This window comes from Caulobacter sp. NIBR1757, from assembly GCF_027912495.1.
Lineage (GTDB): Bacteria > Pseudomonadota > Alphaproteobacteria > Caulobacterales > Caulobacteraceae > Caulobacter.
The window spans coordinates 3690868-3713824 of record NZ_CP115463.1; the positions used below are offsets into that span (position 1 = coordinate 3690868).

Consider the following 22957-nt stretch of genomic DNA (forward strand, 5'->3'; position numbering starts at 1 on the left):
ACGCGTAGCGGCCGGATGAGGGCAGCACCGGCGGTCGGTGATATGGCCGCCAACGCTCATCGTCCGGCTTCGGCGCTGCCCTCATCCGACCCCCTTCGGGGGCCACCTTCTCCCGACAAGCGGGAGAAGGAACGCTAGAGGGCCGCCTCGATGAAGCGTGGGCCGCGCTGGGTCATGGCCCGTTCGAAGGCGGCGTCGAACTCCTCGGCCGTGGTCGCCCGTTCGGCCTTGATGCCCAATCCGCCGGCGATCTGTTGCCAGTCGATCTTCGGGTTGCTGAGGTCCAGCAGGGTCTTCGCCGCCGGGCCGGGGTTGCCGGCGCCGGTGCGGCCGAGCTCGATGCCGAGGATGCGGTAGGCGTTGTTGGCGAACACCACCGTCGTGACGTCGAGGTTCTCGCGGGCGATCGTCCACAGGCCCTGGACCGTGTACATCCCCGCCCCGTCGCCGTTCAGGCTGAGCACCTTGGCGTGCGGCGCAGCGACGGCCGCGCCGATGGCCAGCGGGATGCCCTGGCCGATAGCGCCTCCGGTCAGGCAGAGCCATTCGTGAGCGCGGGCGGTCTTCGTCTGGGTGAAGATCGGCAGGCCGGCGGTGACCGCGTCGTCGGAGATCAGCGTCCCCTCCGGCATGTGGCGGGCGATGGAGGCGCCGATCGAATAGGGATCGAGGCGGCCGGTCGGGGCGGCGGGCAGGGCCTGTTCGACGACCGGGCCGTGCGCCGGGGCGCCGAGGGCGTCGGCCAGGGCGGTGAGGGCGTCGGGGCCGTCGGCCTCCTTGCCACAGAGGCTGGCCAGCTCGCAGCCTTCGGGGACCAGGACGCTGGGGCGGTCGGGATAGGCGAAGAAGGCGACCGGCATGGTGGTTTCCACCAGGACCATCAGGTCGACGCCCTCGAGGTCGGCGATGGCCATCTCGCCGAAGTAGGGCAGGCGATCGGGGGCAAAGCGGCCGGCGCCGCGCGAATGGCGGGCGACGAAGGTGTCGATGAGGATGCGCACCCCGGCGGCGGAGACGCGGGCGGCGGCGGCGATGCCGGGGCCCTGCGTGCAGCTGCCGCCCATCAGGATGACCGGCTTCTTTGCGGCCTTGATGCGGGCGGCGATAGTCGCGACTTCGTCGGGGGTGACCTGCGCGCGCGGCCGGGGCGCCAGCACCGGGCCGGTGACGGTGGTTTCCAGCCAGGCGGTGTCGGCCGGCAGGATCAGGCTGGCGCAGCCGCCGGGGGCGCCGAAGCTGGCCTGGACGGCTTCGGCGGCCAGCGGGCCAACCTCGTCGGCGGTCTCGGCCGATTTCACCCACAGCGAGTTGGGGGCGGCCCAGCCGGCGATGTCGCTGTTCAGCGGGGCGTCGTACTGGCGGTGGTAGGTGGCGTGGTCGCCGATGACGTTGACCACCGGCGTGCCGGCGCGGCGGGCATTGTGCAGGTTGGCCCCGCCGTTGGCGTAGCCGGCCCCGAGATGCAGCAGGGTGCAGGCGGGCTTGCCGGCGATGCGGCCGTAGCCGTCGGCGGCGCCGGTCGCCACGCCCTCGAACAGGCAGAGCACCGGACGCATGCGCGGCTCGCGGTCGAGGGCGGAGACGAACTGCATCTCGCTGGTGCCGGGGTTGGCGAAGCAGGCCTCGACGCCGTTGTCGCAGAGGGTGGTGATCAGGGCGTCGGCGCCGTTCATGGGGGATGTCTCCTCGTTGGAGCGGTCATGCCGGATTCCGCGCCCCGAGGGAATGGCGGCGGCTTATCGAAGCGGTGTCCATTATACCGCCTGGCCGCAGACCCACAAAACAAGGCGATGCTGTCGCCCGGCGCGTCCAAACCCTTGTTCCGTTGGCTCTTGCGTGGGTTGAGGGCGCGCGGATGTGGGTCGGGACGTGGGTCGGTGTGTAGGTCGATGGGCGGGGAATGTAGGTCGAAAGCGTGCGGCCGCGGCCTACGCGGTCCGACGGCGGCGGCGGACGGGGCCGAAAAGGTCCGAAAACGTCGATGAATATGTCTAGACATATTCGCCAAAGCCCCGGCGGGCGGGCGTTTTGAAGCCTCCCCGCCGCTAGGCGAACGGCCGGTTTTGGCGGTATGGCGGAGCGGAGGGGACAAAAAATGACCAGAGATGCTGTCGTGAAACTGGCGCTGCTCGCCGCCGTGGTCGGCGGGACCAGCTACGTGCTGGCCTGGGGGATGAACCTGCCGCCGGCCTGGGACCTGGCGTGGAAGGGAACCGGCGTCGGCTTCCTGGCGGTGTTCGCCGCCTTGCGGGCGCGGAGCCTGGACGGCTGGCTGCTGACGGCGGTGATGACCTTCGGGGTGCTGGGCGATGTGCTGCTGGGGGTGAACTTCATAACCGGGGCGCTGGCCTTCCTGGCCGGGCATCTGGTCGCCATCGGCCTCTACCTGCGCAATCGCCGCCCTGCCCTGACCCGCAGCCAGCTGTTGCTGGCCGTGGTGCTGGTTCCCGCGACGGTGATCATCGCCTTCCTGCTGCCGACCGACCGGGCCCAGGCGCCGGGCATCGCCCTCTATGCAACGGGGCTGTCGGCCATGGCCGCCTGCGCCTGGATCAGCCGCTTTCCCCGGCTGTGGACGGGGCTGGGGGCCATCTTCTTCCTGATCTCCGACCTGTTGATCTTCGCCCGCATGGGACGGATCGAGCCCGGCTTCACGGTCGGGCTGGCGGTCTGGGGGCTGTATTTCGCCGGGCAGGTGATGATCTGCCTGGGGGTCAGCGGCAAGCTGGTGGAAGAGGCCTAGGCCGCCACACCGAACAGCGCACCGACCCCGGCGGTCAGGGCCATGGCGATGGCGCCCCAGAAGGTGACGCGCAGGACCGGCTTGAGCATCGGCGCACCGCCGGCCCGGGCCCCGATGCCGCCGAGCAGGGCCAGGAACAGCAGGGAGGCGAGCGACACCGCCCAGACAAGCAGGCCGAGCGGCACGATGGCGGCCAGCGCCAGCGGCAGGGCGGCGCCGGTGGCGAAGGTGGCGGCCGAGGTCAGGGCCGCCTGGATCGGCCGGGCGGTGGTGAAATCGGAGATGCCGAGCTCGTCGCGGGCGTGGGCCCCCAGGGCGTCGCTGGACATCATCTGGGTCGCGACCTGACGGGCGAGCCCGACCTCGACGCCGCGGCCGACGTAGATCTGGGTCAGCTCTTCCAGCTCATGCTCGGGCTGGGTCTCGAGTTCGGCCTTCTCCTTGGCGAGGTCGGCGCGCTCGGTGTCGGACTGCGAGCTGACCGAGACATACTCGCCGGCCGCCATCGACATGGCCCCGGCGACCAGGGCCGCGACCCCGGCGACGAGGATCGGTCCCCTGCCCTGCGACGCCGCCGCCACCCCGACGATCAGGCTGGCGGTGGAGACGATGCCGTCATTGGCGCCGAGCACGGCGGCGCGCAGCCAGCCGACACGGTCGATGCGGTGGGACTCTCGATGAAGGCGGGCCATGGCGGGAGTCTCGATCCGGGTGTCGGGGACAGTTGAGCACGGCCGCGACGGAGGCGACAGTCTCGGGAGGTCGGCCTCAGGCGCGTTTGAGCCACAGCATGCGCCGCAGGGTGGCGTCGCGGTCAATGAAGGTATGTTTCAGCGCGCCGGCGACATGCAGCACGATCAGCGGCCAGAACAGCTTGGTCGCCGCCCCGTGCACCCATTCGGCCGCCTCATGCAGCCACTCAACGCGGGCGCCGAAGGGGCTGGGGATGGCGAACAGGTCGAAGACCTGGATCGGCCGGGCGGCGGACCAGACGGCCAGCGGGCCGGTGACCAGCAGGACGAGGATCATGGCCAGGAACAGCAGATGCACGGCGATGGCGGCCAGGCGCAGCCAGCGGTTCCGCTCCAGCGACTCGGGATGGGGTTGCGAGAAGGACCACAGCAGCCGCGCGGCCAGGAAGGTGAACAGCAGCACCCCGACCGACACGTGCAGGCCCTGGGCGGCGATCCTGGCGGCCCGGTCCGGGGCCTCCTCCATCTGTTCGCCGAGCAGATAGAGGAGGGCGACGCCGATGGCGCTGATCCAATGGAGGCCGATGGCCACCCAGCCATAGGCGGCGCGGCTGTTGGTCAGGGACATGGGCGGCTCCGTTCCCGGGGACAGGAGCGGAAAACGGCGGCGGCGTCCTTGATCTGCCTCAACGCTGGGCGTCAGACGGCGCTGGAAACACCTCGCGGATCGCCCGGGTGGCGGCCGGGTGGTAGATGGTGGAGTGCTTTTCGGCCGGATACGGGGCGTAGGTCCAGGTCACGGCCGGGTTCGGGTTGGCCTTCAGCGCCGCCACCACCAGATCGACGCCGGACTGCATGGTCCCGCCCTCGTCGGCGATGGACAGCCACAGGGTGCGGGGCGGCGGGTTCGGGGCGGCGAGCCTGGCCTGCGCCGATTTGGCTAGCGCCTGCTGGTCCCACCAGAGGCTGGGGCTGATGGCGATGTAGCGGTCGAAGTCGGCGGGGTGGGTGAGGAATTCGTCGACGACGAACAGGGCGGCCAGGGACTCGCCGATCAGGCCGTCGGTCCCGTCGGTGCGGTAAGCGGCGTCGACGGCGGGCTTGAGGTCCTGAACGAGGAACTGGCGGAAGGTTTCGGCCTTGCCGTGGGTGGGGAAGTCTTTCTGTTCGCCGGGATCGGACGAGGGTTGCGTGAACTCGGCCTTGCGGTCGCCGCTCTCAACGCCGACCAGGATGACCGGCGCGCTGATGCCCCAGGTTCCGCCCTGCTGCACGATGCCGGCGATATGGGCGAAGTCCTGCCAGCCGGCGCCGCCGTCGAGCAGATAGAGGACCGGGTAGCGGCGGTCCTTGTTCTCCGGGTCGTCATAGCCGGGCGGCAGCTGGACGTTGATGCGGCGGGGCTTGGGGTAGTGCTTTGTCGGCAGGTCGTAGCCCTGGCCGATGACGACGGGGGTTCCGGGGGCGGCGAAGGGGGCCACATCCTGGCGAGGTTGGGCGGCGGCGGTCGTGGCGAGGCCCACGAGGATGGCGAGAGCGAGCAGCAGGCGGCGCATCAGAAGGTCAGCACGCCCGCATCCGGCTCCGCCTCGAACAGCCGCGCCAGCTCCGTCGGCCGGCGACCGCGCGCCAGGGCCTGGTTGATGTAGCCCTTGTCGGTCAGTTCGCCGCTGGCGGCGTCGGGGGCGCCGTCGAGGATGAGGGCGCGCCAGATGCGGCCGCCGCCGCCCTTGGCCGCCGCATTCATCTTGGCGAGGCCGGCTTCGATGACGGCGCGGGTTTCGTCCGGGGTGTGGCGGGCGTTGTAGGCGGGGTCGAGGAACAGCATCAGGCCGACGCCCTCCTCCCCTTCACCGCAGACGACGGCGTCGGAGACGGCGCCGCCGATGGCCGAAACGGCGGCGACGCGCAGGGCCCCGGCGGCGACGAAGGTGCCGCTGGCCAGCTTGAAGTTCTCGACCAGGCGGCCGTCGAAGACGAGGCCCGCTTCAGGGTCGGCGTCGTCGGCCAGGCGGGCGGCGTCGCCCAGTTTGTAGAAGCCGTCCTCGTCGAAGGCGGCGGCGGAGAGCTCGGGCTCCCCTAAGTAGCCGGGCGAAACCTGCGGGCCCTTGATGCGCAGTTCGAACTTCTCGCCGACAGGGGCGAGCTTGGCGCTGGTGCCGGGGACGGGCAGGCCGCACATGCCGGAGCGGGCGTTCAGCCAGTGGATGTTGCAGGCGGTAGGGCCGGTCTCGGTCGAGCCGTAGCCCGTGGCGAAGGTGATGCGATGGCCGCAGACGCGCACTGCCACGGCCTGGACCCGGTCGATGATCGACTGGCCGAGCGAGGCGCCGCCGTACTGCAGGATGCGGACGCGGGCGAAGAAGGTCTTGGCGAGGTCCTCGTCGCGTTCAAGCTCGGTGGCGAACAGGGCCCAGCCGGCGGGGACCATGTTGTGGTAGGTCGGCGAGACCTCTTTCAGATTGCGCACCGTCTCGTCGAAGCGGCCGGCGACCGGCTGGCCGGCGTCGATGTAGAGGGTGCCGCCCCGGTGCAGGACCATGTGCAGGATGGCGTTGGCGCCGAGGCTGTGGCTCCAGGGGGCGGCGTTGACGACGACGGGCGGGTCGGGGTCGTCGAAGCAGGCGGTGATCTGGGCGGCGTTCAGCGAGACATTGCGGTGGCTGCCGATGACGGCCTTGGGCCGGCCGGTGGAGCCGCTGGTCAGCAGCAGCTTGGCGGTGTCGTCGGGGGTGGCGGTGAAGGCGGCGGGGGCCGCCTTCAGGGCTTCGGCGAAGGGGATGTCGCCGGGACGCGGGTTGCGGCTGGCGATGACCGGCAGTCCGGCGAGGAAGGGCGCGGCCAGGGCGCCGGCGAAGGCCTCGGCGTCGTCGGCGTAGACGGCGGCCGGTTGCAGCACCTGGCAGGCGTAGTCGAGGCGGGCGAGGTCGGCGCCCTTCAGGCCGTACTGCGGGGAGACGGGCGCGATCGGCGTGCCGAGGCCCATGGCGGCATAGGAGATCAGGGCGTGGTCGATGCCGTTGCGGGCGAGGATGAGCAGGGGGCGGGCGGCCGGGAGGCCCTGGGCTTTGAGGGCGCCGGCCAGGGCCGAGACCTGGGCGTGGGCCTGGCCGTAGGTGATGGTGCGCCAGCCGTCTCCGTCGCGCTCGGCCAGCCAGACGCGGTCGGGCGCTTCGGCGGCCCAGTGGTCCAGGGCGGCGGTGGTGGTGAGGAACCGGTCCGACCAGGGGGTGGGATTGGTCAGGACGATGGCGCCGTCGTCGCGGCGCTCGACGTCGAGCCGGCGCGGGGCGTAGCGGGCGTCGCGGAAGGGTGCGGGGGTGTGGCTGCCGTCCATGACGGTTCCTATGCCATGTGCTGGCCTAGCTGCAAAATCCTCCTCCGGGGCGCGCAGCGTCACGGGGGAGGGGGACCGCCGGCCCGACTCAGGGCCGGTGGTGGAGGGGGCAGCGCCGGCTGAGCGGGACTGCCATGAATGCTGTCGTGACGGGTCGCGCCAGAACGCTCCCCAGACTGATAGGCCGGCGCTGCCCCCTCCACCACGCGCGTCGCGCGCGGTCCCCCTCCCCCGTCGCTACGCGCCGGAGGAGGAACTTAGTTCAGACGCAGCCTCTGCTTCTGGAGGTAGAGGCGTTCCGCCGGCGGCGGATCGAGGGCCAGGGCGGCGTCGTAGGCGGACGCCGCCGCCGCGCGTTGGCCCGTCTGGTCGAGCAGGTACGCCCGGGCGGCTTGCCAGGGGAGCCAGGCGGGTTGCGGCGCGATGGCGTTGAAGGCGCGCAGGCCCTCGTCGGGGTCGAACGCTTCGGCGTAGGCGACGGCGCGGTTGACCGCGCTGACCGGGCCGGGGCGGAGCATGACCAGGGCGTCGTAGAGGCGGGCGATGTCGCCCCAGGGAGTGACGCCGGTTTCCTGGCGCGAGAGGTGGGCGCCGTGGATGGCGGCGAGGATCTGGCGGGGGCCGGGGCGGGCGAGGTCTGCGGCGCGGTCGAGCAGGGCCGCGCCCTCGGCAATGCGGTCGCCGCGCCAGAGGTGGGGTTCCTGCAGGGACAGGGGGACCATGGCCCCGGTCTCGTCGAGCCGGGCCGGGCGGCGGGCCTCGGCGAAGCGGACCAGGGCGGCCAGGGCCAGGACCTCGGGCTCCTCGGGCAGCAGGTCGGCGAGGAGGCCGGAGAGGCGCAGGACTTCCGGGGCGAAAGTGGCGGCCGTGTCGGTGGTGAGGGCCGCGTCCTCGTAGGCCTGGGCATAGGCGACTTCGAGGGTGCTTAAGACCGCGTCGAGGCGTTCGGGCCATTGGCCCGGGCCGGGGATTTCGAAGGGGACGCCGGCGGCGGCGATCTTCTTCTTGGCGCGGGTGATGCGCTGGAGCATGGCCGGCTCGGCGACGAGGAAGGCGCGGGCCAGGCGGTCGGTCGAGAGGCCGAGCACGATCTTCAGGGTCAGGGCGATGCGGGCGGCCGGGTCGAGGGCCGGGTGGCAGCAGACGAAGATCAGCCGCAGGCGCTCGTCGGGGATCGGCTGGTCGGCGGCGATCATGGCGTCTTCGGGGGTGGGCTCGGGCGGCGGGGCGTCGTGGAGCGCCTTGGTGCGCGTGCTGGCCCGGCGGATGGCGTCCAGCGCCTTGCGATAAGCCGTGCGCCAAAGCCAGGCGGGCGGGTCGTCCGGGAAGTCGCGCCGCCAGGCCTCGACAGCGCTGGCGGCGGCTTCGGCGAAGGCTTCTTCGGCCAGATCGAGGTCGCGGAAGCGGGCGGCCAGGGCGGCCACCACACGCCCCCGCGCGGCCTCGATCAGCCGGCCTTCCATGGCTCAGTCGTGATCCATCAGCGGCCGCACCTCGACCTTGCCGCCGGGCGCGACGGGGACGCGCTTGCCGATGGCGATGGCCTCGTCGAGGTTGGCGACCTCGATCAGGTAGTAGCCGCCGAGTTGCTCGTGGGTTTCGGCGAACGGGCCGTCGTGCAAGGCCTGGCCGCCGGCGGCGTCGGTGCGGATGGTCGTCGCCGTATGGGCCGGCTGCAACCCGGCGCCGCCCAGCTGGATGCCGGCTTCGGTCAGCTCGGCGGCCAGGGCCATGTGCTTGCCGACGATGTCAGTCAGGCGGCGCTCGCCGACCTCGCCCTCGAAGGCGCTTTCGGGCTCGTAGATCAGGATCATGTACTTCATGGGTGTGGGTCCCCGTCTGGCTGCGACGGGGCGCAGCGCCCACGTCTGATAGCATAGACGCAGCGGGTGTCGCGGATTCGACAGGGGGTGCGGGAATCGCGCCCCGGAACGAATTGTGGTAGGCTGCAGCATGAGCACGTCACTGACCCCGGATCAGGAAGCCCTGCTTGAGCGCGCTGTCGCCTCGGGCCGTTTCGCCTCGCGAGAGGATGCTGTCGCCGAAGCGCTTGCCATGCTGGACGAGCGGCTGGCCAAGCACGCACGGTTGAAGAGGGACATCGAAATCGGCCTTGAAAGTGGCCCAGGTGAAGCGGGCAGCTTCACGGAGGTGGCCAGACGCGCCCGCGCGCGGTTCGAAGCGCAGCAGGCGTCCGGCAAGGGACCGCCTTCGGCTCAGGCCGCAGAATAGCCTTGCCCAAGGTTTCACCAGCGCAGCCGCCGAAGCGGATGCCGACGAAATCTGGTTCTGGATCGCCGCCGAAAGACCGCGCGCCGCGGATGCGCTGGTACGATCCTTCGACGAGGCCTCCTCGATGCTGGCGGAGTTCCCCAACGCGGGACCTGCCAGAGACGATTTGGCCCCAGGCCTGCGGTCGTTCGCGGTCTATCCCTACGTTCTGTTCTACCGGCCGATCACAGGCGGCATCGAAGTCGTCCGCGTGCTCGACGGCCGCCGGAACATCACGCCCGACCTGTTCTAAGCCCCCAGCGTTTCCTGGAACCGCACCGGTTCGCCCAGCGCCGGCGCCACGACCTCGTCCTCGCGCATCACCACCCGGCCGCGGATAATGGTGGCCATCGGCCAGCCGGTGACCTCCGTGCCGTCGAAGGGGGTCCAGGCGCTGCGGGTGGCCATGTCGGCGTGGCGCAGGGTGCGTTTGGCCTTGAGGTCGACGATGGTCAGGTCGGCGTCATAGCCCTCGGCCAGGCGGCCCTTGCCGGCAATGCCGAAGACGCGTTGCGGGCCGTGGCTGGTCAGGTCGACGAAGCGTTCGAGGCTGAGGCGGCCGGCGGCGACGTGGTTCAGCATGATGGGGACGAGCGTCTGGACGCCGGGCATGCCCGACGGCGAGGCCGGATAGGGCCGGGCCTTTTCCTCGAGCGTGTGGGGCGCGTGGTCGGAGCCGAGGACGTCGGCGACGCCGCTGGCGATGCCGGCCCAGAGGCCCTCGACATGGTCGGAGCTCCGGATCGGCGGGTTCATCTGGGCCAGGCCCTTGAGGCGCTCGTAGGCCTCTGGCGCGTGCAGGGTGAGGTGCTGGGGCGTGAACTCGACCGAGGCCACGTCCTTGTGGTGGGCGAGGAAGGCGACCTCTTCCTTGGTGGTGACGTGCAGGACGTGGATGCGGCGGCCGACTTTTCGCGCCAGCCGGACGAGGCGTTCGGTGGAGCGGATGGCGGACTCGGCGTCGCGGACCTCCGGGTGGCTGGTCCAGTCGCCGGTGCGGGCCAACGGGCGGCGCTCGGCCAGGCGGTATTCGTCCTCGCTATGGAAGGCGGCGCGGCGGTTGATGGACTTGAGGACGGCCTCGACGCCCTCGTCGTCGGCGACCAGCAGGGTGCCGGTGCTGGCGCCCATGAACACCTTCACCCCGCAGCAGCCGGGCAGGCGTTCGAGCTCGCCCAGGAACGCCGCATTCTCATGGGTGCCACCCATGTAGAAGGCGTGGTCGCAGTCCATGCGGCCCTTGGCGCGGGCCAGCTTGTCGGCCAGAGCGTCCGGATCCGTCGTGGTCGGCTCGGTGTTGGGCATCTCGAAGACGGCGGTGACGCCGCCGAGCACGGCGGCCCGGCCCCCCGTCTGCAGATCTTCCTTCCATTCGAGGCCGGGTTCGCGGAAGTGGACCTGGCTGTCGATGACGCCGGGAAGCACGGTGAGGCCGGCGGCGTCGAACACCTCGCCGGCGCTGGCCTGCGACAGGTCGCCGATGGCGGCGATCTTGCCGGCCCGGACGCCGATGTCGGCATAGCCCCTGCCGGAATGGTTCACCACCTCGCCGCCGCGGACGATCAGGTCGTAGGTCTTGGGCATCGGGCGGCGCTCCAGTTCGTTCCTTCTCCCGCTTGCCGGGAGAAGGTGGCCCCCGAAGGGGGTCGGATGGGGGCAGCGCAGGTGTCGGCCGGTCGCGCCAGAACGCGTTCGAACCTCAGAAGCCGGTGCTGCCCTCATCCGTCGGCTTCGCCGACACCTTCTCCCGGCTAGCGGGAGAAGGATCAAGAGAGGATGTGGCGGCGAGAAGTTCGCTGGCCGCCAGGATCACTGCCTCGGTCGGCAGGTCGAGCATGTGGCCGATGGTCTGGTTGAGGCCGGGGTCGACCTCCTTGAACTGCTCGAAGGTCCGGGGGCCGCGGACGACGCGGGTGTGAGCGCCCCACGGGGCGTAGAGGCGGTCGTCCGACGGACCGAAAAGCCCGACGGTCGGGCAACCGGCGGCGGCGGCCAGGTGCATCAGGCCCGAATCGTTGCCGACAAAGAGCCGCGCGCGCTTCAGCAGGGCGTAGGCGGTGAGCAGGTCGATCTGGCCGGTCAGATCCAGGCACTGGTCGCGCGGCAGGGAGCGGCGCAGTTCGTCGACATAGCGCACGTCCTCCGGCCCGCCGAGGATGACCAGCCGGCCGCCGGCCAGCGGGCCGTCTTCCGCAATCAGGCGTTTGGCGGTGCTGGCGAAGCGGTCGATGGGCCAGGTCTTGCCGAACCAGTTGGCGGCCGGGCCCATGGCCAGGATCGGCCCCTTGCCCCCTTCCAGCAGCGCATCGGCGGCGGCCTGGCGGTCGGGCGAGACGTAGAGGTGCGGGGCCGGCGGTTCGCCCTCGATCTGCAGCAGGCGGGCGGCCTCGATCACCTTATGGGTCGGCTCGCCTTGCGACTTTTTGTGCACAGCCCGACGTTTGCGGCTCAGGAAGGTCGAGATGGCCGAACCGCGCATGTCGATGACCAGGCCCCAGGGGGTCTTGCGCACCTGGTTCCACAGCTTGAACCAGTGGCCGCTGCCCTTCTGCTTCTCCATGACGATGATCCGGTCGAGGCCGGGCAGGTCGGCGAACAGCGGCGCGGCGGCGGGGCCGACAGCGATGGTGAAGCGCGCGCCGGGCACTTCACGGGCGAGCTTGTGGATCAGGCCGGAGGCGAGCACGGCGTCGCCGATGCGGCCGGGGCCAATGAAGAGAATCGGGAAGGGCGTTGAGGCCATTTGCGGGATGATAGCCGGGTTACCTCTGGCGCTCCATTGTCGGGCGCGCCACTTATGGACGCATGACGATGTCGCGATTGAGGCTGACCGACCGGGCGCTGGTCCGGGTGACCGGCGAGGACTGGCGCGGATTCCTGCAGGGCCTGCTGACGCAGGACGTCGAGACGATCACGCCGGGCGTCCTGCGTTACGGGGCCTTGCTGACGCCGCAGGGGCGGTTGCTGGTCGATCTGTTCCTTCTGGGGACGGAGGATGGCCTGCTGCTCGACGTGGCGGCCGACCGGCGGGAGGATCTGATCCGGCGGCTGGCGATGTACCGGTTGCGGTCGAAGGTGGTGATTGCGGCGGACGAGGCGGGCGTGTTCGCGGCGTTCGGAGACGCGCCCGGGGCGGGCTGGATCGTCGATCCCAGGCTGCCGGCGCTCGGATGGCGTGGCTACGGGCTGGCGATCGATGACACGGTCGGACGCCAAGCCTGGGATGCGCACCGCATCGCCCTGGCCGTGCCGGATATGGCCGACTTCGGCGAGGACGCCACCTATCCGATCGAGGCCAACCTCGATCTCCTGAACGCCATCGATTTCAAGAAGGGCTGTTTCGTCGGGCAGGAGACGACGAGCCGGATGAAGCGGCGCGGCGTGGTGAAGAGTCGGATGCTGCCGTTGCGGTTTGCCGGTCAGGCGCCGGCGCCCGGCGCGGAAGTGCTGAATGGCGAGCTGCGGGCCGGCGTGGCGGCGTCCGGCGTCGAGGGCCTGGCGCTGGGATTGATGCGGCTGGACCGGATCGACGGGGCGTTGACGGTCGAGGGACGGAGTGTCGAGGTGCTGAAACCCGACTGGCTCTGACCTCCCTCCCCGACCTGGGAGGGAGGTTACTGCACCGCCGGCGGCGCCGGCGCGGGAGCAGGCGCCTGCGCCAACAGCGTCGCGCTTTGCGTCACCAGGCCGGGCAGCGGGCCGGTGTAGCGGCCGGCGACGAAGACCTGGAAGAGGCCGGGGTCGCTGACCGTCACGGTCAGGCCCTTGAGGGCCGGCACGCGGTAGGACTCGCCCTGTTGCAGGACGCGGGTGAAGTAGTTGGAGCCATCGGCGCCCTTGACCTCGAAGGTGCCATTGCGGCGGGCCTTGATGATCACGGTCGCACCAGCGGGAGCGCCGTAGATGGCGCCTTCCGGCTTGAACGCAGCGCCGATCGGCAGCGACAGCACCGGGGCCTCGGCGGCCTTGGCGGCGGTCTCGCTGCCGTCGCCGTTGTTGGCCATGCCCGGGGTGACGTAGTCGTCGGGCGTGGTGGATTCCACGGGCGGCGGGATGGCCCCGCCGACCTGGATGGGGCCGCTGAAGTCGGTCGGGGCGCCGACGCCGGGCGCTTCGGCGACGACCGCCTTGCTCGGCGCCTTTTCGGCGATGGCCCGCTGGGCGACATTCCACAGCAGGATAGCGGCGCCGATCAGCAGGCCAGCGATGAGGATCAGCGCCAGACGCGGATCGCGTTCCTTGCGCACGCCGACCGGGGCGCGCAGGCCCTCGTCGTGCTCGGGATTGTCATTGCGGAAGCGTTCGACGGCCTCGTCGGCGTCGAGGCCGAGGTGGCGGGCGTAGGCCTTCACATAGCCGATGGCGAAGGGGCGCGAGGGCAACTCGTCCAGGCGCATGCCCTCGAGGGCCTCGAGATAGGTCTGACGAATGCGGGTGGCGTCGGCCAGGTCCTGCAAGGTCACGCCATGGAACTGGCGGATGGCCTTGAGGGCGGCGCCGACGTCGTAGCCGTCCTGCAGCGTCGGCGCGTCACTGCGCGCCCCGTCCGACGAAGGATCGTACTCACCCGTGCGATACAAAGACGTAACCCCGCCGGTATCCAGCGCCATGATCAGGAAAGCCCCCACTCAACGCAAACCGCAAGACTCGCGCATGAGGCGAGAGTCCCGCCGCTCGCTTCCCCTACCGCGAGAAGCGTTAACGATCCTTTGTGGATAACAAGAAAACGTCCGGATTTCAATGCGGTAACCCCCCGTGAGGTTAATGGTCACACCGCGACATACAATTTCCGGGCCAGAGTCTCGATCTCGTTGCGAATGGAGCCCGCCGCGCTCTTGATCAGGGTGTTGACGCCACGTGACGCAGCCTCGCGATCACAGGACAGAACCATCTGTTTGACGGGGCCGATGCCGGCCGGCGGCATCGACAGCCGGTCGAATCCGAGCGCCGTCAGGGCGAAGGCTTCCAGCGGCCGGCCGGCCATTTCGCCACAGACCGAGACAGGCGTTCCCGTTTCGGCACAGGCCGACTGGATCGTCTTCAGCGCTCGCAGGGCCGGCGGCGACAGCGGGTCGTAGCGGTCGGCGACCCGCGGGTTCCCGCGGTCGGCGGCGAACAGGTACTGCATCAGGTCGTTGGTGCCGACGCTGACGAAGTCGGTCATCGGCAGCAGGGCGTCGAGGTGCCAGATCAGCGACGGGGCCTCGATCATCGCCCCGACGTCGAGGCGGCTCGGCGCTGGCCGACCTCTGCGCAGGGCCCAGGCGACCTCGTTATCGACCATGGCGCGGGCGGCCCGGAACTCGTCGACGTTGGCGACCAGGGGGAACATGATCCGCAAGGGCCGGCCCTTCGCGGCCCAGATCAGGGCGCGGACCTGCATCTTCAGCAGGGCCGGACGGTCCAGCCCCATGCGGATGGCGCGCCAGCCCAGCGCCGGGTTCTCCTCGCGCTCGGCCTCCATGTAGGGCAGCAGCTTGTCGCCGCCGAGATCGAGGGTGCGGAAGGTGACGGGCATGCCGTCGGCGGCCTCGAAAACCTTCTGATAGAGGCTGGTCTGGGCCTCGAGTCGCGGCAGTTCCTCGGCGACCATGAACTGGAACTCGGTGCGGAACAGGCCGATGCCCTCCGCCCCCGTCTCGCGCAGGATGTCGAGGTCGACGGCCAGGCCGGCGTTCATCAGCAGGGTGATCTTGGCGCCGTCGCGGGTGAAGGCCGGGGTGTCGCGCAGCTTGGCGAACTCGGCCTTGCGCTGGGTGCGCACCTCCAGCCGGGCGTTCATCGCCTTGATGACATCCGGGCGCGGCCGCAGGAAGGCCTCGCCGCTTTCGGCGTCGACGATCACCGGGTCGCCCTGGCTGAGGCGGTCGCGCAGGCCCGGCAGACGGCCGACGCAGGGGATGTCGAGCGCCCGGGCGACGATGGCCGCATGGCTGGCGGTCGAGCCCTCCTCGAGGAGGATGCCCTTCAGCTTGGTGCGGTCGTATTCCAGCAGGTCGGCGGGGCCGAGGTTGCGGGCGATGAGGATGGCGTTGTCGGGCAGCTCACGCGCCACGTCGCCGTCGCCCGACAGGTGGCGCAGCAGCCGGTCGTTGAGGTCCTCCAGGTCATGGAGACGTTCGCGCAGGTAGGGATCCTTGGCCTTTCCCAGCCGCGCGCGGTGTTCGGAGCGGACCCGTTCGACGGCGGCTTCGGCGGTAAGGCCCGAGCGCACGGCTTCTTCCAGCGACCGGTTCCAGCCGCGGTCGTGGGCGAACATGCGGTAGGTGTCGAGCACCTCGTAGGAGGCGCCGATCAGGCCGCCCTCCCCTTCCAGCATCTGGTCGATCTGGGCCTGCAGGCCGTTCACCGCGACCTTGAGCCGGGCCTCCTCGGCGACCGGGTCGTCGCTGAGCAGGTGACCGACGGCGACCGGCGCCTCATGCAACACGGCCACGCCGAAGGCCAGGCCGTCGGCGAACTTGGCGCCCTTCACCCGTTCCGGCCGGTGCGGCGCGATCTCGACGTCGCGCAGTTCGGCTTCACCCAGGATGTCGCCCGAGCCGACCAGTTCGGCCAGCACCATGGCGATGATCTGGAGGTCCTCGACCTCTTCCTCGCTGTAGGTGCGGGTGGTGGCGTTCTGCACGACCAGCACCCCGATGCCCCGGCCGCCGCGCAGCAGCGGCACGCCGAGGAAGGCGTGGTAGGGATCCTCGCCGGTTTCCGGGCGATAGGCGAAGGCCGGGTGGTTGGGGGCGTCGGAAAGGTTCAGCGGCCGGCCGAGCCGGACGATCTCGCCGACCAGGCCCTCGCCGGCCTTCAGCCGGGTGACGTGGACGGCTTCGCGGGCCAGGCCCTCGGTGGCGAACAGTTCCAGGTCGCCATGGCTGCGTCGCAGGTAGAGGGAGCAGACCTCGGCGACCATCGAGCGGGCGATGATGCGCACGACCATGTCGAGCTTGGCCTGGGCCGGGATCTGCCCGGCCATGGCCTCGCGAATCTGCCGCAGCAGGCCGCGCGATCCCCTGACTGCAAGGCCGGTTGGGCCCATGGTGATTGTCTCTCCCTGTCCCCTATCTAGTAACAGAATTCCGTGAGGGAACGGTGACCAATGCGCATTGTGTCGCTGCGGAGCGACTTCTGCACAGAATCCATACCGCCATGTGCGCGGGGGCTGGCGTTTTGCGCGCCTCGTGCTAGCAATAACGGTGATCGTCCGGAATAATGGGCGGTGATTGGGGACCGAAGTCATGATTTTCAACGACGACAGCATGCTGGACTTCCGGGGGAACGGGTTCGGCGACGGCGTGGACGGCCTGTTCGGCTATGACGTCGGCGAGGTCGTGATCACCGGACGGGTGCCGGGCGCCCTGTACGTCGAGGACTTCTCCGATGGCGAATACGGCCTGCAGCACATCCAGCCTGTGGACTATGTCCAGGACGAACTGAGCAACCTCGTCACCGTCGAAGTCGTCGATGTGGTCGATGCTTCGGGCCCGATCGAAGACCCCGCCCTTCCCGATGCGGGTGGCGAAGACGCGCCGGCCGGCCTGGTCGCTTCCAACGACGACGCCCCGGCCGCCCTGGTGGTGCAGAGCCACGGCAAGGACGCCGAGCCTCTGGTGCTGATTCCAGGCGGCGACAGCGATGGCGGCGTCGGCGACCTGACGGTCCTCGACCTGCACGACCTGGCCATCCCGCCGATCCCGGTCCTGGACGCCCCGAGCATCACGGTGACGCCGCCGACCTTCGACGACGACGTCGCGCCGGTGATCTTCGGCCGCGCCTATCAGTCGCTGTCCTTCCTGATCATCGACACGCCCTTCGCGGTCGGCGACAGCCAGCTGCCCAGCGCCCTGCGCCCGACCCTCAACGAACTGCTCGGCCTGACGACCCCGCCCGCCCAGGACGACGAGGACGATGGCCAGGCCTTCGTGCTGCCGGCCAGCGGCTGGGGCGCCTGGCGTCTGGGCTGATCCAGCAGCCATTCAAATTGCGAAGCGCCGGCCTTCAGGGCCGGCGTTTTTCGTTCGACGCTCACGCAGCGGACTTGAGGGTTTCGGCCGGCTGCACCAGGCCAACAGAGATATAGGCGACCGCCAGAGCCACGCAGACCGGCGCCAAGCTGGCGACCACGACGGCGAAAGCGGGCCCCGGACCGGCCTGTGAGGCCAGGCCGCCGAGCGACCGCCAGGACCCCAGCAAGGCGATGTTGGCCAGAAGCGACAGGAGCGCACCGATCCCGGACGCAAGGACGATGGGCGCGACCAGACGCGTGACCAGACGAGCGGTCGCGGCCCCGAGGGCCTGGCGAATGGCGATCTCGCGACGTTGGTGTTCGATGGCGTTGAGCACCAGCGCCGTGCAGATGCCGAGGAAGACCAGGCTCATGACCACCGCGCCAAGACCCAGCAATGCGGCTATTCGACCTTCACGCGCATAGGCATTGAGGCCCAGGCGCCCGAGGCTGATCGTCGGAGCCGCCGAGGCGCGCGGCAGCGAGGCCAGAGCCTCCCGCGGTTCGGCATCCGGCCGCAGGCGAACGAAAATCCGGCGGGACGGCGCACCGGATCGCTCGCTGCGCGTGACGAACGCCGAGCCGACCACATGCAAGGCCGGGCCGACCGGCTCGGTCAACCGATCGAGCCGTATGTCCGGGACGATGGCGACGATCCGGCAGCGGTCGGGCAGATTGGCCATGGTCAGTGATCGACCGAGCAGGTCGGTCGCCCGGGTGAAGCCCAACTCGCCGGCCAGCCTTTCACTGGCCGCCGCCCGGCATCCCGGTCCATCGGCCAGGCGCGGCAAGACGCCAGCGTTGGGTTCCAGGCCCAACAACTCGAAGATGGTGGTTTCTCCGGTCAGTACCGTGGCCTGATGGAAGCGACCTTCCCGCTCCAGTTGAAGGCTCATGTTACCGGCATTGGTCTCGAACGGACGCCAATGCAGGGTCCCCGTCACCTCGACGTCGGGCCGGCGCGCCAGCGCCTGCAGAACGGCATCGACGCGGTCGATGCGGGTCGGGACCAGGAACAACCGCCCGTCGAGCGGAGACAGCGAGGCGCCACGTGCGACTTCTCCGCCGAACAGGGCGGCGGAAAAGGCGAAGGCGCCGCTGGCGCACACCAGCACCGCCAGCCCGACGACCACGGCCAGGAGGGCCAGGCGCCGCCCGCCCGGACGGGGCTGGATGAGCCTGATCGGGGCGGTCACCAGGACCGGGGCCAGGCCGGCGGCTGTCGCGGCCAGGATCAGGGCGCCGCACCCCAGAAAGGCCAGGGCCACGGCCCCACCCGTCGTCACGCCCGGGTCCGGCTTTCCCAGAAGACCCAGAATCGGACCCCCGGCCAGCGCGATCAGCAGGACCGACGGCAGCGCCGCCGCGGCCATCAGGCCGCCAGCCACCGCCAGGCCGCGCAGGTATATGGCGCGCGGCGAGTCGCCCAGGCAGATGCGCACGCCCATCTCGGCTGCCCTCGCCCGCAGCGCCGTCTGGACGAACAGCAGCAGGGACACCGCCACGCCGCCGAGGCTGATGACGGCCAGCAGGAAGCCGGTCTGTCGTTCCAGGGCTCCGCCGGTGACCACAAACCGCGGCTCACCCATCAGGCCTCCCGTTCCTCCCGACCGCAGGCGGGTGATCGGGGTCAGGTCGGCCGGGGTCTCGAGGCCGGTGACTTGTTGCATCGCCCGGGCAGCGCCCAGCGCGGCGTCGGCTGGATCGCCGCGGACCTGGATGTAGGTCAGGGCGGGATAGTGATGAACCACACCCATGATCGCATTGCCGTAGTCGAATGCCTCCGAAAACGGCGCCAGCCCGTCGTACTGCAGGTGGGAGGTCGGGCCGGGCTGGTCGATGACGCCCAGGACGGGAAGGCGACGGCCACCGATCTGGACCTGGGCCAGGGATCTCCCCTCGACAGCCTCCAGCCGTCGAAGCGCCGGCCGTGTCAGCCAGACGCCTGGTCGTTCGCCAAGGGACGACAGCGTCCTGCCGCCGGAGCGCACCCGGAACAGCTGTGGAAAATTGGGATCGGCGGCGACGATACGCAACCCGACCTCGCGCTCTGGCCGGCCCGGCGCTCGCACCGAATCGGCAACCGGAGCGATCCGCACGACATGGCTGGCGACACCGGCGGCGAGGAGCGCGGCCTTGAGTTCCTTGGGGGTGTCGGCGCGCGCTTCGCCGGCATCGACAACGCTGGCGAACACCGTCGGCGTGCGGGTCGAGATGCGGTAGGTCGTGTCAGCGCGCGGGTGCTCCCGGTCACTGACGAGATCGAGCAGGACACTGGCCGTCATCAGCGCCCCGACGGCCAGGCCGATGGCGATGATGAACACCATCGCCGCGCCCGTCAGCCATTGACGGGTCGTCCTCAAGACCGCCCATCCGGCGGCGGATGGACAGCGGAGCGGTCAGACGAAGAACTAGGGAGCACAGGCGCGGTCGCCGCACTCCCGGGCCTTGCCTTTGCGCGATCCGTCCATGACCGAGGCGAATTCGGACGCCAGGACGACGTCGTCGCCGTTGGTATCGAAGGCGTACATGAAGCGGTCCGCCTTGTTCATGTGTTCGACGGCGACCTTCTGGGCGCCCTGCTGGCCGCCCTTGACCGACATGCTGAAGTCCGAGGTTTCGGCTTCCCGGCGATCGACCCGTCCATCCGCATTGCGGTCTATCGAGGCGAACAGCATCCGGTGGACTGGGTTGCTGATCCCTTCCGGAGCGGCCGTTGCGCCGGACACGGAGACGGAGACGGCCAGAACCCCCGCGCCGCCCAGAACCACGGCGGCGACCGCGCCGATGGCCATCGCCTTGCTCAACTGCAGTGCCATTTCAGCCTCCCTAACCCAAGATTGCATTGGAGCCACATGAACGGCGATGTGGCAAGCGGCCGCCTATCGCATAACCTGTTTTCTGAGCGACAAACATGCTAGGGTGGTTAGAATAACACCGTTAGATTGACTCTTTTGTTAACGCAGCCCACGGTAGAGTGGCCGTCCATCCCGGACGTGCGCAACCATGGGGGAGTCTATGATCAAGTTGGTAAGAACCGGCCTGGCCGGAGCGATCGCCGCAGCGGCGCTCGGCGCGAGCGCACCGGCTTTCGCGGCCTGTCAGGATCGCTGGATTTGCGTAACCGTCGATGTCGGCGTGGAACTGACTCTCTGCGTGAAGGTCAAGGTCTGCGACAGCGATCCGACGGGCGACAGCGATACGATCGGCTAGGGCGTAATCGCCACGGCTGACGGAGTTCGGCGGCGGGCCCTTGCGTCCGTCGCCGGCTTTCGTCTTCCGCAAAGCAGGGGAACGGCGACAATGGCGATGACGGCGGAGCGTCCGCCAAAGCTCGGCGAGCGGGCGGTTCGCACCGGATCGGAAGGCGCCCGGCCCTCGGTGTTCGGGCTCGGCCCGGTGGAGCTCCCGCATCCTGATCCACCCCGGAAATCCTTGCTTCGCGCCCTGATCGACCGCCCGCGATGGCTGGCCGTCGGAGGCGCCATGGCCACCCTCGTGGTCGCTGTCACGATCACCGGCTTCAGCCTGTCCGGGGGACCGGCCCTGTCACGATCGGAGGCGACGTTGGCGGAGGTTCGCCAAGAGGCGTTCTCGCCACTGATCGCCGGAACCGGAGCTATCTCGAACGAGTCCGGCCAGACCATCGCCGCCCTGGAAGGCGGCGTCGTCGATCAGGTCCTCCATCGCAGCGGCGAGCGGATCAATATCGGCGACGCGATCGTGACCCTGGCCAATCCCTCGCTGCAGCGCGAAGTCGCGGACGCCCTGATGAGGCTGGAGAGCGAGGAAACGACCTTGCGGGCCCAGGAAGGCGAGGGCGAGCGCCAGATTGCCCAGGCCCGCGATCGCGTGGGTGAGATCGAATACAGACACCAGAACGCGCGTAATGAACTGGACCGCAACCGGCAGCTCGAGGAGCGCGGATTTGCCTCCAAGGCCAAGATGGATCGCCTGCGCGAGGATCTCGCCTTTACCCGCCAGCAGCTGGACGCCGCGCGGAGCGAACAGCAGCGGCTGGTCCGGCTGGAGCAGGAACGCGGCGACGCCAGGGCCGAGGCCAGAGGTCGCCTGGCCGCGCTCAAGACCCTGCAGTCGGGCCGCCTGGACGCCCTGACCATCCGCGCGCCCATTGCCGGTGTGCTCGGTGGTATGACGCTTCGCCAAGGCGCACCCGTCCGTCCCAGCGACGTAATCGGCCAGATCGCCGTCGATGGCGCGATCAAGGTCGAGGCGCGTGTACCCGACCTCGCCGGCAGCCTGCTCAAGGTCGGCGGCCGCGCGCGGCTGCAGGACAATCCAGCAGCGACGCTGGTCGTCCGGTCCATCGATCCGGAGGTCAACCAGGGCTCCCTGACCGTCCGGCTCGAGTTCGTGGGGCCCGCTCCGACCGACCTGAAGCCGGGACAGACTCTGCAGCTGGCCTTCGCCACCGGCGAGCCGCGGCGGGCGCTGGTCCTCCGCTATGGAGACCTTGTCGGGCCCGAGACCGCCTGGGTCGTCGAAAAGGATGCGAGCGTGGCGCGGCCAAGGCCTGTCAGGCTGGGAGAGCGGGCAGGCGACGACGTCGAGGTTCTGTCGGGCCTGAAACCCGGCGACCGGATCCTGATCGGCTCGGCCAAGGCCCTGGACGGCCACCGTCGCGTGCGGCTCGCCCCCTGACCATGCTGCGCCTCGAAAACGCCTGGAAACAGTTCGCGTCGGGTTCCACGGCGGTGACGGCGCTGGCCGACGCCAGCCTGGATCTGTCCCGGGGAGACTTCATTTCGATCACCGGGCCCTCGGGGTCGGGGAAATCAACCCTGGTGACCCTGCTGGGTCTTCTCGACCGGCCGGACCGGGGACGGTTGTCCTTCATGGATCATGACGTCAGCCGATATTCCGCCGGCCGGCTGGCGGCGCTGCGCCGTGCCCACATCGGCTTTGTCTTCCAGGCCTTTCACCTGATCCAGGACATGACGGTGCTGGAGAACGTCATGCTTGGCTTGGAAGGCCTGGTGCGCGGCCGGGCCGACCGCAGGGCTCGCGCCGGGGCCGTGCTGGAACGCCTGGGCCTGTCCGACCGCGCCAGCCACCTGCCCTCGCAACTCTCCGGCGGCCAGCAGCAACGGGCCGCGATCGCGCGCGCCATGGCCAAGGAACCAGACCTGCTGATCTGCGACGAGCCGACCGGCAACCTGGATGGTGAGTCGGGCGAGCGGGTGGTCGACTTGATCCTGGCGCTCAACCAGGCCGGAGCGGCGGTTGCCTTGGTAACCCACGATCCACGGCTTGCCGCCCTGGCGGAACGCCGCTTTCACATCGCCGACGGGCGCCTCTCGCCGCCACCGAGCTGAACAATCTATAAGACGTGTGTCGTTGAATAATCCCAAAAGTTGCGATATCGTCGGTCTTCCATGACCAAGGGGGCTCGCCATGTCGCTGGGCAATCTGCTGTTCTCACCGTTCGGCCGCATCGGCCGAAGCCAGTTCTGGGGCGCCTGGCTGGGGCTTGTGGCGTTTGGGGCGGTTTTCGGCTGGATCCCGCTGGTCGGCCCGGCGGTCGCCGTCGTGGCCTTCTATGTGATGGTCTGCCTGTTCTCCAAGCGCCTGCACGACATGGGGCGTTCGGGCTGGTGGCAACTGGTTCCGATCATTGCCGCCCCCCTGCTTCTGATCGCAGGCTTCTACAGCCTGCAGGGCGCCACCCTGGTTCCGGTCGGTGAGACGGGCCTGGACGTGCGGGGCGGCGTCGGCGAATGGCCGCTGTTCCTCGGCATCCTGCTGTCGATGGTGGTCGGCCCCCTGTTCTTCCTCTGGGCCGGACTGACCCCGGGGCGGACGGGATCGACCGAGGCCGGCCTGCCGCAAGGCGCCTGAGACGCCCTTCCCGTCACCGGCGGCGTGACCTAGGCTCCCCCAAAGCGAGGGGAGTC

General features: G+C 69.9%; 22 protein-coding genes. 9 read left to right on the forward strand and 13 right to left on the reverse strand.

The features are described 5' to 3' along the window. Positions 1-134 precede the first annotated feature (134 nt). Positions 135-1673: an acetolactate synthase large subunit gene (locus O5I81_RS17880; RefSeq protein ID WP_271066216.1), complete on the reverse strand. Its 1539-nt coding sequence runs from the start codon at positions 1671-1673 to the stop codon at positions 135-137. Between the two features lie 422 nt (positions 1674-2095). Here O5I81_RS17880 and O5I81_RS17885 point away from each other — a divergent pair, with 422 nt between their 5' ends. After that, positions 2096-2743, forward strand: a complete 648-nt coding sequence (locus O5I81_RS17885) for a lysoplasmalogenase family protein (RefSeq protein ID WP_271066217.1) — start codon at positions 2096-2098, stop codon at positions 2741-2743. Here O5I81_RS17885 and O5I81_RS17890 read toward each other — a convergent pair. The 6 genes from O5I81_RS17890 to O5I81_RS17915 all read right to left on the reverse strand — a co-directional run bounded on the left by O5I81_RS17890 (position 2740) and on the right by O5I81_RS17915 (position 8595). Next, on the reverse strand, positions 2740-3435 hold the full coding sequence (locus O5I81_RS17890) for a VIT family protein (RefSeq protein WP_271066218.1): 696 nt from the start codon (positions 3433-3435) through the stop codon (positions 2740-2742). The two genes, O5I81_RS17885 and O5I81_RS17890, sit on opposite strands and share 4 nt — an antisense overlap. Before the next feature lie 76 nt (positions 3436-3511). Beyond that, a complete protein-coding gene (locus O5I81_RS17895) occupies positions 3512-4063 on the reverse strand; it encodes a cytochrome b (protein WP_271066219.1) in 552 nt (183 codons plus the stop codon). A gap of 58 nt (positions 4064-4121) precedes the next feature. Continuing rightward, positions 4122-4991: an alpha/beta hydrolase-fold protein gene (locus tag O5I81_RS17900; protein WP_271066220.1), complete on the reverse strand. Its 870-nt coding sequence runs from the start codon at positions 4989-4991 to the stop codon at positions 4122-4124. After that, positions 4991-6772 (reverse strand): feruloyl-CoA synthase, encoded by a 1782-nt coding sequence (locus tag O5I81_RS17905; RefSeq protein WP_271066221.1) that lies wholly within the window; start codon positions 6770-6772, stop codon positions 4991-4993. The genes O5I81_RS17900 and O5I81_RS17905 overlap by 1 nt, the downstream gene beginning before the upstream one ends. Positions 6773-7029: 257 nt before the next feature. Next, positions 7030-8235, reverse strand: a complete 1206-nt coding sequence (locus O5I81_RS17910; RefSeq protein ID WP_271066222.1) for a DUF6596 domain-containing protein — start codon at positions 8233-8235, stop codon at positions 7030-7032. A 3-nt stretch (positions 8236-8238) separates the two neighbouring features. Continuing rightward, positions 8239-8595 (reverse strand): YciI family protein, encoded by a 357-nt coding sequence (locus tag O5I81_RS17915; protein ID WP_271066223.1) that lies wholly within the window; start codon positions 8593-8595, stop codon positions 8239-8241. A 130-nt stretch (positions 8596-8725) separates the two neighbouring features. Here O5I81_RS17915 and O5I81_RS17920 point away from each other — a divergent pair, with 130 nt between their 5' ends. Both O5I81_RS17920 and O5I81_RS17925 read left to right on the forward strand, forming a co-directional pair. Next, positions 8726-9004: a type II toxin-antitoxin system ParD family antitoxin gene (locus tag O5I81_RS17920; protein ID WP_271066224.1), complete on the forward strand. Its 279-nt coding sequence runs from the start codon at positions 8726-8728 to the stop codon at positions 9002-9004. Next, positions 8901-9296: a type II toxin-antitoxin system RelE/ParE family toxin gene (locus O5I81_RS17925; RefSeq protein WP_271069055.1), complete on the forward strand. Its 396-nt coding sequence runs from the start codon at positions 8901-8903 to the stop codon at positions 9294-9296. Before O5I81_RS17920 ends, O5I81_RS17925 begins: the two co-directional genes overlap by 104 nt. Here the strand turns inward: O5I81_RS17925 and O5I81_RS17930 are convergent. After that, positions 9293-10627, reverse strand: a complete 1335-nt coding sequence (locus O5I81_RS17930) for a dihydroorotase (protein ID WP_271066225.1) — start codon at positions 10625-10627, stop codon at positions 9293-9295. The genes O5I81_RS17925 and O5I81_RS17930 overlap by 4 nt on opposite strands. A gap of 115 nt (positions 10628-10742) precedes the next feature. After that, the gene (locus tag O5I81_RS17935; protein ID WP_271066226.1) at positions 10743-11786 is read right to left on the reverse strand and encodes a glycosyltransferase family 9 protein; all 1044 of its coding nucleotides are present in this window, start codon (positions 11784-11786) and stop codon (positions 10743-10745) included. 62 nt (positions 11787-11848) lie between these two features. Here O5I81_RS17935 and O5I81_RS17940 point away from each other — a divergent pair, with 62 nt between their 5' ends. After that, complete coding sequence (locus tag O5I81_RS17940) at positions 11849-12631, forward strand: folate-binding protein (RefSeq protein WP_271066227.1); 783 nt, start codon at positions 11849-11851, stop codon at positions 12629-12631. A 26-nt stretch (positions 12632-12657) separates the two neighbouring features. Here the strand turns inward: O5I81_RS17940 and O5I81_RS17945 are convergent, their stop codons facing one another. Together O5I81_RS17945 and ptsP are read right to left on the reverse strand one after the other, a co-directional pair. Then, entirely contained in the window at positions 12658-13653 is a 996-nt protein-coding gene (locus O5I81_RS17945; protein WP_271066228.1) for a RodZ domain-containing protein, read from the reverse strand. Positions 13654-13811: 158 nt separating this feature from the next. Beyond that, positions 13812-16076, reverse strand: coding sequence for a phosphoenolpyruvate--protein phosphotransferase (gene ptsP, locus O5I81_RS17950; RefSeq protein ID WP_271066229.1), 2265 nt, complete (start codon positions 16074-16076; stop codon positions 13812-13814). Positions 16077-16275: 199 nt separating this feature from the next. Between ptsP and O5I81_RS17955 the strand changes: the two genes are divergently transcribed. Beyond that, a complete protein-coding gene (locus O5I81_RS17955; RefSeq protein WP_271066230.1) occupies positions 16276-17001 on the forward strand; it encodes a hypothetical protein in 726 nt (241 codons plus the stop codon). A 61-nt stretch (positions 17002-17062) separates the two neighbouring features. Here O5I81_RS17955 and O5I81_RS17960 read toward each other — a convergent pair whose 3' ends face one another. Then, positions 17063-19405 carry an ABC transporter permease gene (locus O5I81_RS17960; protein WP_271066231.1) on the reverse strand — a complete coding sequence of 781 codons (2343 nt, stop codon included), beginning with the start codon at positions 19403-19405 and terminating at the stop codon, positions 17063-17065. 48 nt (positions 19406-19453) lie between these two features. Continuing rightward, positions 19454-19861 (reverse strand): EF-hand domain-containing protein, encoded by a 408-nt coding sequence (locus O5I81_RS17965; protein ID WP_271066232.1) that lies wholly within the window; start codon positions 19859-19861, stop codon positions 19454-19456. Positions 19862-20060: 199 nt separating this feature from the next. Here O5I81_RS17965 and O5I81_RS17970 point away from each other — a divergent pair, with 199 nt between their 5' ends. The 4 genes from O5I81_RS17970 to O5I81_RS17985 all read left to right on the forward strand — a co-directional run bounded on the left by O5I81_RS17970 (position 20061) and on the right by O5I81_RS17985 (position 22901). Then, the gene (locus tag O5I81_RS17970) at positions 20061-20255 is read left to right on the forward strand and encodes a hypothetical protein (protein WP_271066233.1); all 195 of its coding nucleotides are present in this window, start codon (positions 20061-20063) and stop codon (positions 20253-20255) included. Positions 20256-20345: 90 nt separating this feature from the next. Beyond that, positions 20346-21704: an HlyD family efflux transporter periplasmic adaptor subunit gene (locus O5I81_RS17975; RefSeq protein ID WP_271066234.1), complete on the forward strand. Its 1359-nt coding sequence runs from the start codon at positions 20346-20348 to the stop codon at positions 21702-21704. A 2-nt stretch (positions 21705-21706) separates the two neighbouring features. Next, on the forward strand, positions 21707-22378 hold the full coding sequence (locus O5I81_RS17980) for an ABC transporter ATP-binding protein (protein ID WP_271066235.1): 672 nt from the start codon (positions 21707-21709) through the stop codon (positions 22376-22378). Between the two features lie 79 nt (positions 22379-22457). Then, complete coding sequence (locus O5I81_RS17985) at positions 22458-22901, forward strand: DUF805 domain-containing protein (protein ID WP_271066236.1); 444 nt, start codon at positions 22458-22460, stop codon at positions 22899-22901. Positions 22902-22957 lie beyond the last annotated feature (56 nt).